The following is a 12503-nucleotide window of genomic DNA, read 5'->3' as shown; positions in this document are numbered from 1 at the left end:
TTTAATGATATGGATTTAGGCATAATGCTTTCGTTTTTATTCAAACACTAGAAAAGGGTGTTTATAAAAAAAACACGCCATAACACACTAGAAGCAAGGTGGCTTTTATGATTAAATTCCAAGCAAAACGGGAGGGGCTATCAAAATAAACAAAAACAAAAGACAACAACCGTCATAATTAAGAATACTATTGTAAAACGCCTTTCAATTTTACTTTTAAAACCTATTATTTTAGTAATAAAAGCTATTTTTGAAAGACTATTTATTTAACTAATAAACCAACACACTTTGAGCATACTTAAACTTATCCGCTGGAAAAACCTAATAATGATTGCCGTTGTGCAACTTTTAATAAAATACGCTTTGTTTCCGGCGTTTGCTATCGACACCACCTTAAATGCTTTAGGTTTTACCTTTCTCATTCCGGCAACACTATTTATAGCAGCCGGTGGTTACGTGATTAATGATATTTATGATATGGAGACCGATGCGGTAAATAAGCCCGAGAAAGTGATTGTGGGTAAACATATTACAGAAAAAACAGCAAATTACCTCTATATTATTTTTACTGTTATTGGCGTTTTTTGTGGCTTTTATCTCTCGCATTCGGTCGGTAAACCTGAATTTTTTGTCACCTTTGTAATCATTTCAGCAGCCCTTTACGTCTATGCCTCTTATTTAAAACAAGTGGCTGTTGCTGGTAATATATTGGTCTCGCTTTTAGTTTCGGTAAGCTTGATGATTGTAGGTATGTTTGAATTGCTGCCTGCGATAACCCCTCAAAATCAAAGTGTACAATCTACCATGTTTGAAGTATTGGCCGACTTTGCCATTTTTGCCTTTTTTATAAACTTCATTCGTGAGATAGTTAAAGATATCCAAGATGTAGATGGAGATCATAAAGTAGGTATGCAGACGCTTCCTATCGTTTTTGGTAAACTACGAACAGCAAAAATTGCTTTTGGTTTAACTTGTATTACTATTTTAATCATCATTTATTATATAGGAACCTTCCTTTATATGCACACCGATGCTATTATTTATTTCTTAGTGGCTGTTGTGGGGCCGCTAATTTATATTGCTATAAAATTATTTTCAGCAGAAAAAAAACAGCAGTTTAAGCACATCAGTTTAGTACTAAAACTTGTTATGATTACAGGCATGCTTTCAATGGTACTGTATTATTTTATTTTTTAAATATGCTAAACGAAAAACTCAAAAATTATAATATTATCTTGGCCTCTCGGCTCACCACGACGGCACCAGTTTTTTAGAGATTTAGGTTTAGATTTTGAAATCAGACTAAAAGAAATAAAAGAAGATTATCCGCCAAAACTCCTACATTTTGAGATTACAGATTATTTAGCGCAATTAAAATCTTTACCTTTTTTAGAGGAATTAAAAGAAAACGACATTCTAATCACGAGTGACACCATTGTTTGGTATAAAGGTGCTGCTATTGGAAAACCTAGAAACAAAGATGAAGCCTTTGCCATTTTAAAATCGCTAAGTGATGCCACTCATGAGGTTATCACCTCGGTGTGCATACGCACTAAAGTCTTTCAAAAAACAGTAAATGCAGTGACACACGTCACCTTTAAAGCATTTACAAATCAAGAAATATGGCATTATATTAACACGTATTCTCCTTTAGATAAGGCTGGGGCTTATGGCATTCAGGAGTGGATTGGACTTATTGGAGTCACCAAATTAGAAGGTTCCTATTTTAATGTTATGGGTTTACCTACACATTTAGTTTACAAAACGTTAAAGGATTTTGTAGACGGACTTTAGAATTGTAAGTTTATAACTGAAACCTTCGGTTATGAAAAAAACAATTGCAGTCTTTGGTGTATTGGCTCTTCTTCTATTTCAATCTTGTGAAAAAAAAGGCCGAGCCGTTTTTGCTGAAAACATATTGAAAACAACTTCAACAGAAAAAAACTCAGCCGATACTACCGCTGCTTTAAATCAAGTTTTTAAAGAGTATTGGTATGCTGGCGAGGCCGAAATTTCGTCCTATGAGCTACAGCAAATGCGTTATGGAGAACAAAGAACTGGTAAAGCGGTACTCGTTTACGTCACTGAGCCTTTTTTAGCAACGGCGCAAGTGAAAGCTAATGAGAATACCGCCTCTAATCATCTTGTATTAAAATTAAATAGCACTAAAAATTTCAATACTGGCATTTACCCATATTCTATTATGCAAAGCACGTTTTACCCGGTAAGTAACAACCAACATGCCATTAAAGTGAGCTGTTCTGTTCAAGAATGGTGTGGCCATGTTTACACGCAGCTCAATAATAGAGAACGTTTTGATATTGCTTCACATTCTTATTTTGAAGGCGAGGCAGATGAGCATTTTAGCATAGAAAAAACACCATTAGAAAATGAGATCTGGACCCAATTGCGCATCAATCCGCAATCGCTTCCTTTAGGTGACTTTAAAATGATCCCCGCTTTAGAATATATTCGATTAAAACATATAACTCTAAAAGGGTATGCTGCTCATGGAAAAATAAAAGATAATAATTATACTTTAACTTATCCGTAATTAAACCGCACGCTCAAAATAACTTTCAACCCGCATTTTCCTTTCGATATTTTAAGTTGGCAGGAGACCATCGATGAAAAGATAACAACTGCCACCAAAATAAAAACGATTAAATCGGCCTATTGGAATAAAAACAAAAATACAGATGAAGTCTTACGTAAAACACTACACTTAGAATAAAAACTCCTTTATCTTTGTTGCAAATTGAATCTAAATATGTTCTTAGAACTTTATAAAATCAAACTTATAAATACAGCGGTCGTATTAGCTGTTGTTATTATTGTTCGCATTTTGGGAAAAATAACCATTCGAAAAATTGGTCAAAAAAGTGGGGTTAATGATGCACGTATTAAGTTAATATCACGCTATTATACCGTGACCTTATTCCTTATTTTTGTTTTTGTAGAAGCCTTCGTACTTGGTACAGATATTAAAGATATTTCCTTGATGTTTTCTTCAGTATTTGCTGTTATTGGTATTGGTCTATTTGCCATTTGGTCTATTTTAAGTAACGTCACGTCCGGTATTATCATGTTCTTTTCATTTCCTTATAAAGTAGGAGATAAAATAAAAATTCATGATAAAGACTACCCTATTGAAGCTGTTATAGAAGACATAAGAGCCTTTCAACTCCATCTGCGCGTTGAAAACGGAGACTTAGTAACCTATCCTAACAATTTAATTTTACAAAAAGCGGTAACTTTAGTCGAGAAAGATGCGATTGAAGATTTCGGCGATTTTCATTAACACATTGATTTTATTTCATGGCTAGACGCAAACCAAAAAAACGTACTCAAGAATATAAAAAACAGGTAGGTCAGGTTCCTGGAGCGATTATCTATACGGGCGTTAAAGACACCCAAGCTTTGTTTATAGAGTCTTTTGATTACAATTTAGAATATTATGATGAAAAAGTACTTAAAACCGTTGAAGAAGTATTTGGTTATAAAACTACAGATTCTATTTCTTGGATTAATATTAACGGACTTAATAATGTTGATGAGATTGAAAAAATAGGAAATCATTACCTTTTGCACCCCCTAGTTTTAGAAGATATTGTAAGCACCAACCAGCGACCAAAAATTGATGAGTATGATGACTATATGTTTTTGGTTTTAAAAATGATGTATTATGATGCCGAAGAAAATATCGTTTCAGAGCAGGTCAGTTTTGTTTTAGGATCAAATTATGTGCTTTCCTTTCAAGAAGCAGAAGGAGATGTTTTTGATGCGCTTCGCGAACGTATTCGACAGTCTAAAGGGCGTGTTCGTGGTTTAGGTTCAGATTACTTATTATATGCTTTAATAGATTCCATCGTGGATCATTATTATGCCATTATTGAAACCATGGGAAATAAAATTGAAGACCTAGAAGATAATTTATTTGAAGGGCTTACTAAGGATGAAATTTCTACCGAAATTCAATCACTTAAGCGGGAAGTTCTAAAAGTACGCCGTGCGATATTTCCCCTGCGTGAAATTATTAGCCGAGTGGACAAAAGTGAAAACAAACTCATAGACCAAAAAACACTGCATTATTTTGCAGATGTTTATGATCATATCATTCAAGTGTCTGACACCATAGACATTTATCGCGAAATGATTTGGGGCTTGATGGATATGTACATGACCACCATTAGTAATCGTATGAATGAGGTCATGAAAGTCCTCACTATTATAGCCACTATTTTTATTCCGCTAACCTTTATTGCTGGTGTTTACGGGATGAATTTTGATAACATCCCGTAATTACATTATAAATATGGATATCACACCGTATGGGGCGTGATGATTGTTGTTTTTATTGGAATGATGTATTATTTCAAGCGAAAAAAGTGGCTATAGAAACCCTTTCAGAAAACAACTATAGGTAGCAGATTAATACTAAAATTAAAACAATTCATTTCATAGACTTATATTAAGGTGTTCTCTAAACCTTTAATAACAGCTGTACCTCTCACTCACCTATAACGTTAAAGAAATCTAAAAATACCATATTAAAAAAGCGTTTGTTTATATTTGAAAACCCCCAAATTTTCGGGTCAAATTGAAATCAAGCACATGCAAAAAATAATTGCTACACTCCTATTATCAAGTCTATTTCTATTCAATAGTCACGCACAACAACCAAAAAAGCCAAACGCTTCAGAAATTTATGATGCCATAGAAAAGTTGAATTTTCTAGGATCTGTTTTATATGTTGCGGCGCATCCCGATGATGAAAACACCCGCTTGATTTCCTATATGGCAAACCATGTAAAAGCGCGAACAGCCTATTTGTCTTTAACGCGTGGTGATGGCGGTCAAAATTTGGTGGGGCCGGAAATTAGAGAGCTTTTAGGGGTGATTCGTACACAAGAATTACTGGCTGCAAGACGCATAGATGGTGGTGAGCAACGCTTTACACGCGCCAACGATTTTGGCTACTCTAAACATCCGAGATGAAACCTTGGCGATTTGGAATAAAGAAGAAGTACTGAGCGATGTGGTTTTAGCCATTCGACAATTTAAACCAGATATTATTATTAACCGTTTCGACCATAGAAGTCCAGGGTCTACTCATGGGCATCATACCAGTTCAGCGATGCTAAGTGTAGAGGCCTTTGATTTGGCCAGTGACCCAATAGCCTATCCCAAACAAGTAAAGCAATACGGTACTTGGAAACCCCAACGAGAATTTTTCAATACCTCATGGTGGTTTTATGGATCTCAAGAAAAATTTGATGCCGCAGACAAAACCAATTTATTAAACTTTGATGTGGGGGTCTATTACCCTTCAAAAGGCCTAAGTAACACTGAAATTGCTGCATTGAGCCGGAGTCAGCACAAATCTCAAGGTTTTGGAAACACGGGAACACGAGGCGAACAACAAGAATATATCGAACTCATTAAAGGCGATTTGCCGCAAGACAAATCGAATATTTTTGATGGTATTGACACCAGTTGGAACCGTGTTGTAGGCGGTAAAGCTATTGGTACCCTTCTAGAAAAAGTTCAGCGCGATTATGATTTTACAAACCCTTCTGCCTCGGTACCTGCATTGGTTCAAGTATATTCGTTGATACAGAATTTGGAAGATGAACACTGGAAGGCGTATAAAACCAAAGAAATAAAAGATATCATAGCTGCTTGTACTGGTTTGTATTTAGAAGCCGTTGCAGACACCAATCACGCAACCCCTGGTGAAGACATCAAACTAAAAATTGAAGCGATAAACAGAAGCCCTTCAAATATCATCATAGAAACTATTGCGTATCCTACCTTAAAGGGTAACAAAGCCCCGCTCGCTTTACAACAAAATATAGAACATGAAGTGGACTTTACTTTGAAAATTCCTACTACAGAGAAAGAGTCTACGCCCTACTGGTTAACCGAAAAAGGCAGTTTAGGCATGTACAATGTTGCCAATAAAGCACAAATTGGATTACCAGAAACACCTAGAAATCTTAATGTTATTTTCAATCTTACCATTGAAGGTCAAACCATACCATTTACGAGAGCGATAATCTACAAAAGCAATGATCCTGTAAAAGGGGAAGTTTACAAACCCTTTGAAATCATTCCTGAAGCCTCTGTAAAAATCGCTGAAAAAGTTATCATTTTTGAAAATGAGCAACAAAAAGAGATTCCAGTACTCGTAAAAGCAGGTCGAGATGATTTACAAGGCATTGTAACCTTGGCACATCCAAAAGATTGGCAAGTATTCCCAAAGCAACAAATAGTAGCTATTGCGCATAAAGGTCAAGAACAAACACTTACGTTTACTGTGATTCCTCCAAAAAACCAAAGTGAGGGCTTATTAACCCCCGAGTTACTGTAGGAGATAAAAGCTATTCTAAAGAATTGATAGAAATCGATTATGACCACATTCCCTTTCAGACAGTATTACTACCTAGTGAAAGTAAAGTGGTACGATTAGATATAAAAAAACGAGGTGAAAATATAGCATACATTGAAGGCGCTGGTGATGTGGTTCCGGAAAGTTTAAAACAAATTGGCTACCAGGTCGCTCTGTTAAAACCTCAAGACATTACACCGGAAAATTTAAGCCACTTTGATGCAGTTGTTATTGGTATTCGTGCCTACAACACTGTAGAAGCCTTAAATTATAAACAAGACATTTTATTCGATTTTGTTAAGAATGGTGGCAACATGATTGTGCAATACAATACCAGACATCAAATTAAGGTAGACCAAATTGCGCCCTACGCTATTACTTTATCTCGTGACAGAGTTACCGATGAGTTTGCTGAAGTCACTTTTTTACAGCCCAATCATGAATTGTTGAATACACCCAATAAAATCACCCGGAAAGATTTTGAAGGCTGGACACAAGAACGTGGCTTATACTTCCCTAGCGAGTGGTCCAACGCATTCACGCCATTATTTTCTATGAACGATAAAGGTGAAACACCAAAAACGGGAAGTTTATTAATTGCAAAACATGGCAAAGGCTACTACATCTATACGGGCTTAAGCTTTTTTAGAGAGTTTCCAGCCGGTGTTTCCGGTGCTTATAGATTATTTGCTAATATGCTGTCTATTGGTAAAAATCAGATCAGTAATTCTGATGAAATAAAAAAATAACCGCATTTAGTCAAGCTGTGCCACTATCAATGTAAAGTAGTTCTTTGCAATACTATAGAATGTAACACATAGCGTCCTGATTAAAACAAACGATAAATCGAACCCCATGGAAAAATACAAATGGAATAAACTCTACACACTCATTCTAGTAGCAAACGTTGTTTACATTATAATTTTCTATTTAATAATGAACGCCTTTTAAATTATGCAAACACTTGATTGGATTGTCTTAATAGGCACACTTTTAACCATTGTTATCTATGGTACGTTACAAACCAGGAGGCAGTAAAAATGTAGAGGATTACTTGAAAGGAGGGAGCACCTCAAAGTGGTGGACCATTGGTCTGTCTGTCATGGCTACACAAGCCAGCGCGATTACCTTCCTCTCTACTCCAGGACAAGCCTTTAATGATGGTATGGGATTTGTCCAGTTTTATTTTGGATTACCCATAGCTATGGTCGTTATATGCATGGTTTTCATTCCCTTATACCACCGATTAAAAGTCTATACTGCTTACGAATTTTTAGAAAATAGATTCGATAGAAAAACGCGAACGCTTACCGCTATTTTGTTTTTGATTCAGCGTGGCCTAGCCGCCGGAATCACCATTTTTGCACCCGCCATTATTCTATCTGCAGTTTTAGGTTGGAATCTTTTATTACTTAATGTAATTATTGGCTTATTAGTCATTATCTACACCGTTTACGGTGGTACAAAGGCCGTAAGTGTGACTCAAAAACATCAAATGATTGTCATTTTTACGGGCATGATTATCGCTTTTATACTCATTTTGAACAAATTACCCGATAACATCACCTTTTCTAATGCTTTAGATATTGCTGGCGCGAGCGGAAAAATGGAAATTCTTGATTTTTCCTTCAATTTGAATAATAGGTATACCGTTTGGTCGCGGCTTAATAGGCGGCACCTTTTTAATGCTGGCCTATTTTGGAACAGACCAAAGCCAAGTGCAACGCTACCTCTCAGGGAAATCGGTACGTGAAATGCAGTTAGGTTTAGTATTCAATGGCCTTCTAAAAGTGCCGATGCAGTTTTTTATTCTCCTCGTGGGTGTGATGGTTTTTGTGTTTTATCAGTTTAATCAAGCACCTGTCAATTTTAATCCCACAGCCACTGAAGTGGTTTTAAATTCTGAATACAGTGACGCGTATAAAGCCATTCAAAAGGAACAAAAGGTCTTATTTCTTGAGAAAAAAGAATCCATAGAACGTTTCGTTCAAGAGAAAAATAGTACGAGTATTAGTACCATTGAAGCGAATGACTTAAGATACCGAGAGTTGCGCATTAAAGGTCAAGAGTTGATTGATAAAGCAGGTGAAGCAAAACGTATTAAAGTAGAAAGCAATGACAAAGATTATGTATTCATCCATTTCATCCTCAATAATTTACCAAAGGGACTCATTGGCTTGTTATTGGCCGTTATTTTAAGCGCTGCCATGTCGAGTACTTCCAGCGAATTAAATGCATTAGCCAGTACCACTACCATGGATTTATACAAACAGCAAGTGGGAGAAAAAACCGAAGAAGAGATGTTGAAAGCCTCTAAATGGTTCACTTTGCTTTGGGGCATTATGGCTATAGGTGTGGCCTGTGTTGCTAATCTCGCTGAGAATTTGATACAATTGGTAAATATTATTGGTTCTATATTTTATGGTAACGTATTGGGCATTTTTCTCCTCGCCTTTTTCTTTAAGTTTGTTAAAGCCAATGCTGTTTTTGCAGCAGCTTTTATTACTCAGGCGATTGTCATTACTCTTTTTCTTTTAAATGAATTCGACATTATTAATTTACCCTTTTTATGGTTAAATTTTGTGGGCTGTGTGGTGGTTATTGCAATTGCAAGTATATTGCAGCTCATGACACCAACTAAAAACGCACGCCCTATTAATTGAAACTAAATGTTATTTTCTCAAGTGATATAGATCTATAAAGCATTATATTTATTGTGATGTAGGCCGTTACTATAAAGGTATAAAATGAGAAACTAATCTTTATTACTTTTAAAATGAATTTTGAACTCCCCTTTTTCACCAACTTACTTATCCTGTTAGTAACGGCTAAGGTTTTTGGGGAGCTTTTTGAACGTTTTAAACAACCCGCAATGATTGGAGAAATCATCGCCGGTATCCTTTTAGGACCAAGCCTTTTAGGTCTTATTCATCCTACAGCAGATATCAAAGTAATTTCAGAGTTAGGGATTTTCCTTTTAGTGATTCTTACAGGTCTTGAAATTAATATCGACGACATCCTTAAATCACTTAAAGGCAGGCGCTTAATAATTTCAATTATGGCTTTTTTCATTCCACTATTCTGTGGTTTTGCCGTTGGTCATTTTTTTGGATTAAAAATGATGACAACCATGTTTATTGGGCTTTGTATTGCGATTACAGCCTTACCGGTGAGTATTAGAATACTCATGGATTTGGGTAAATTAAATTCGGAGGTTGGTCAAAAAATTATTTCCGTAGCTATTTTTGATGACATTGCTGCGTTGTCGGTTTTAGGTGTTTTACTCAATCTCAAAGACACGAATATTACCATTGCATCGGTTGCCAAAGTCGCTTCCATGTCACTTTTAAAATTAGTTGTTTTTATCGCTTTATTAGCGTTTAGCTATTACATTACCAAGAGACTCTCAAGAAAAGGCGATTTTGTTGAAAACGCACTCAGTAAATTACTTGCAGTAATAAAAGGAAAAGAGCCCCTTTTCGCCATTTTTTTTGCATTTATCTTACTTTTTTCATCTGTAACTGAAGCCTTGGGGTTTCATTTTATAATAGGCGCTTTTTGTTCTTCTATGCTGTTAAGTGACTCCATACTTGGAAAAGAAAATTTGAAAACTATAGAATAAACCACGAGTAGTTTAACTATTGGATTTTTAGCTCCTATTTTTTTCGCAAGTATCGGCCTTGAATTTGAACTGTCTGCCATTCATAATATATCGCTTTTAGTTGCAATAGTCTTGGTCTCGTATGTGTCAAAAATAATTGGGGGTTATTATGGAAGTCGGTTTGCTGGATTGGATCATAAAGTAGCGCTTGTTATGGGGTTTGGTTTAAATGCGAGAGGCATCATGGAATTAGTAATCGCAAATATTGCTTTTAAAGCTGGTTTAATTACGAGTGAAATATTTTCGATCTTAGTCATTATGGGAGTGTTAACAACCATTACAACCCCAATGATGCTAAAATGGGGCTTTAAAAAAATGGAATAAAACTTTTGTTGGTGTCTAAAAATTAATGAATCTTATGTAGGACACTTTTTCTATTTCCTTTATAAGCAAACGCTGTGTTTGATTAAAAAAATCAAGATCGAAACCTAAAAAATACTTCCTACCATGATTTGTAGTGGTTACATTACCATTAACTATCTCATCTATGTTAATATACCTTAACCATTCGGTTTAGCAATGAAATTAAAAAACAGCAACATCCTCTCTTATTTTATAGTCAAGTTCTCAGAAAAAACGACTAAGGTATCATTTCCACTCCCCGTTAACCTTTCAGCAAATACCTCAATATAGTCACCGCTAATTAAGTTTAAATTAGTATTTATAGAGATGTTTTGAATTTGTACATCGCTGGCGATATAAGCTATAGAATTTGATTCTGTTACGACCGTGCCATTTTTCGCTATCAGAAAAGCATAAAAATTACCAACAGCACTATCGACTCTAATTGAGAGAGAGGCGTTTATTTGGAATGAATGCTCCTCGATGCCATCATAAACCAGTCTGTTACCTCCACCTGCACTAGTAAATCTAAATAAATTACTAGTCGTAAAAGTACCATCCCCCTGAATTTCTACCGCGGCTCCACTACTTATGGTGCGGGTAAAGCCAGTGGTTAAAGGACCATCATAATAAAAATTTCCAGCTGCTACTGCGTCTGTTTCAACGGCTATGCCGGGACTGTTAACTTTCCAGTCATTCGTGAAATTATATCCTGCATAAGGTGAACTTCCATTAATATAGTTACCGCCTCCAAAAAAATCGACAACATTAAGACCAGCACTTCCTGAAACAGAAGTCACTCCTGTTACATCTATTGCAGCTGTAGCCGTAACAACTTTACAATATCCTCCTTGCTTTGATATAATATCAAAATCACCAACATAAGTTTCGTAAATACCTTCATTATTTCCGTCCCACGCTGTAGTATTCAATAGCAACTGCTTAATATCAGTATAGATAACGCCCGTGGTGTTACCTACAAACTGAATGACATCTAAAAACACAATATTATAATTATTAATTGTTCCTACTGATCCGAGAATTTACAACCGCACAATCTCTCCAAATAATATTCTCGGTACCGTCGCCTGTCATGTTAAATACACTACCCCCTGGAGCAGTAAGCGTCACACCTTTTATGCCCCCTCCTTTAACACCACTAAAAATAACTCCACCAGCTCTTACCAAAACATCCTCATTACCATCTGCTCCAAACACATAGGCTCCATTGATGTCAATGGATGCTGCTAAAAAAATGGTGCCATTTATTTCATACAGCGTATTCTCATCCAAAAGGTAAGAACTTCCACCGCCAGCAGCTAGCTCATCAGCCAGGTCTACGTCCGATTGAACTAATTTATAATTGTTTCGTTTTACTCCTCCTTCTACAGCTATCCAGTTTGCACCGTCATAAAAATAAAATGCATCATTATCAATGTCAAAAACCAATAGTCCCTTAGCTGGCGAAACTATGGCCGTTCGCTCTGTGGTGGTCATTCTAGGCGCCAATAAGCCTTGTGTGGTAGAGGAGATGTCTAATGCAGAAGACGCATCAGGACTAGTTGTACCAACACCCACTTGTGCCAATGCTGTTGTTGTAATAAAAAGTATTACAATACCGATTAAAGTTAGTTTGTTTGATTTCATAGTGTTAAGGGATTCTTATTATTCGCAACTATCATATATGACAAATGCAAATAGCATTATAATATTTTACGAATGTAGTAAAAAAAATAGACAAACTGTTATAATACTTCGATGAAGTGCAATAAATCGTGATTTCACTCCGAAATTGCAATGTAATAAGGTTTAATGGTTTGACTCTTTTTCTTTAAATAGTATGCGTGATTCTATTTACATGATTACTAAACACTTGATAGACACTTAAGTCAAAATAATAATTCTACGAAGCACCAATTTGCTTTGGCAAGCTTTTTAAACAGAGTAATACAATAATTTCCACATTTAGATCAATGTTAGGATATTGTGTTCAATAAGAATGAGTACACCTGTGATACCATAGACAACTTAAAAAGTTATTTATGTTTAATAAAAGGACCATGCTATAATAATTAGTACTTAACATTTTATGCCCTTTTAATTTTGAAA

General features: G+C 35.7%; 5 protein-coding genes and 5 pseudogenes. 8 read left to right on the top strand and 2 right to left on the bottom strand.

Translation table 11 applies throughout. The annotated features are described in order from the left end of the window. Positions 1-288 precede the first annotated feature (288 nt). From N7U66_RS00575 to N7U66_RS00540, 8 genes and pseudogenes are all read left to right on the top strand, one after another. Entirely contained in the window at positions 289-1197 is a 909-nt protein-coding gene (locus N7U66_RS00575) for a geranylgeranylglycerol-phosphate geranylgeranyltransferase (RefSeq protein ID WP_267676893.1), read from the top strand. 2 nt (positions 1198-1199) lie between these two features. Then, a pseudogene (locus N7U66_RS00570) lies at positions 1200-1794 on the top strand (Maf family nucleotide pyrophosphatase). 31 nt (positions 1795-1825) lie between these two features. Beyond that, positions 1826-2554: a septum formation inhibitor Maf gene (locus N7U66_RS00565; RefSeq protein WP_313791352.1), complete on the top strand. Its 729-nt coding sequence runs from the start codon at positions 1826-1828 to the stop codon at positions 2552-2554. Between the two features lie 216 nt (positions 2555-2770). Next, positions 2771-3301: a mechanosensitive ion channel domain-containing protein gene (locus N7U66_RS00560; RefSeq protein ID WP_267676892.1), complete on the top strand. Its 531-nt coding sequence runs from the start codon at positions 2771-2773 to the stop codon at positions 3299-3301. A gap of 17 nt (positions 3302-3318) precedes the next feature. Next, positions 3319-4398, top strand: a pseudogene (gene corA, locus N7U66_RS00555) (magnesium/cobalt transporter CorA). A 216-nt stretch (positions 4399-4614) separates the two neighbouring features. Then, a pseudogene (locus N7U66_RS00550) lies at positions 4615-7140 on the top strand (PIG-L family deacetylase). A gap of 205 nt (positions 7141-7345) precedes the next feature. After that, positions 7346-9054 (top strand): annotated as a pseudogene (locus tag N7U66_RS00545) (sodium:solute symporter). A 113-nt stretch (positions 9055-9167) separates the two neighbouring features. Continuing rightward, positions 9168-10376 (top strand): annotated as a pseudogene (locus N7U66_RS00540) (cation:proton antiporter). Positions 10377-10600: 224 nt separating this feature from the next. Here the strand turns inward: N7U66_RS00540 and N7U66_RS00535 are convergent. Next, on the bottom strand, positions 10601-11398 hold the full coding sequence (locus N7U66_RS00535) for a hypothetical protein (protein ID WP_267676890.1): 798 nt from the start codon (positions 11396-11398) through the stop codon (positions 10601-10603). A 13-nt stretch (positions 11399-11411) separates the two neighbouring features. Then, entirely contained in the window at positions 11412-12041 is a 630-nt protein-coding gene (locus N7U66_RS00530) for a hypothetical protein (protein ID WP_267676889.1), read from the bottom strand. Between the last annotated feature and the right edge of the window lie 462 nt (positions 12042-12503).

The organism is Lacinutrix neustonica (assembly GCF_026625145.1).
In the GTDB taxonomy this organism is placed as follows: Bacteria; Bacteroidota; Bacteroidia; order Flavobacteriales; family Flavobacteriaceae; genus Lacinutrix; species Lacinutrix neustonica.
Note: the sequence above shows the minus strand (reverse complement) of the source record. Positions and strands in the feature narration are given on the sequence as shown.